The sequence below is a fragment of the Paenibacillus sp. J45TS6 genome, assembly GCF_018403285.1.
Lineage (GTDB): Bacteria > Bacillota > Bacilli > Paenibacillales > Paenibacillaceae > Paenibacillus.
In genome coordinates this window covers 1-616 of the sequence record NZ_BOSJ01000055.1, presented here as the reverse complement: position 1 = coordinate 616, position 616 = coordinate 1, and the positions used below count along the sequence as shown (strand labels likewise).

Annotated in this window: 1 protein-coding gene; it reads left to right on the top strand. The window is 34.1% G+C overall.

Annotated features, from left to right (window positions below; genetic code table 11):
* Positions 1-150: 150 nt before the first annotated feature.
* A partial coding sequence (locus KJS58_RS24820; RefSeq protein WP_213536344.1) for a transposase occupies positions 151-616 on the top strand: 466 nt, incomplete at its 3' end.

Below are 616 nucleotides of genomic sequence, written 5' to 3'. Positions count from 1 at the left end.
GCTGTTTAAGCGGCAATGAGATGACTTCGGTATGCTGCGAGGCCACTGAAAAAGTCCAATATCTAAAATCAGGATGCCTTTCCTCAATATTGAGGAAAGGCATCCTGATTTTTTGTATAATAAAAGTATAAATTTCAGGTGGTGTCTCGGATGATTTCAAATCAACAGACCTTCAATCTCAGTCCATTTATGGCAATTTACGATATAGTCGTGCCTAAAGACAATATACTGCGCCAAATCAATGAAATTGTAGATTTTTCTTTTGTTTATGAAGAATTACAAAATAAATATTGCCTCGATAATGGTCGCAATGCAGTGTCGCCGATCCGCATGTTTAAGTATTTATTATTGAAATCTATTTTTGACTTATCTGATGTTGATGTAGTTGAGCGGTCAAAATATGATATGTCATTTAAATACTTCTTAGATATGGCACCTGAAGATCCTGTCATTAATCCAAGCTCATTAACAAAATTTCGTAAACTTCGTCTCAAAGATGTGAGTTTGTTAGATATGCTTATTGGGAAGACAGTTGAAATTGCACTAGAAAAAGAAATCATCCAAAGTAAAACAATTATCGTCGATGCTACACATACAAAATCACGTTATAATCAAA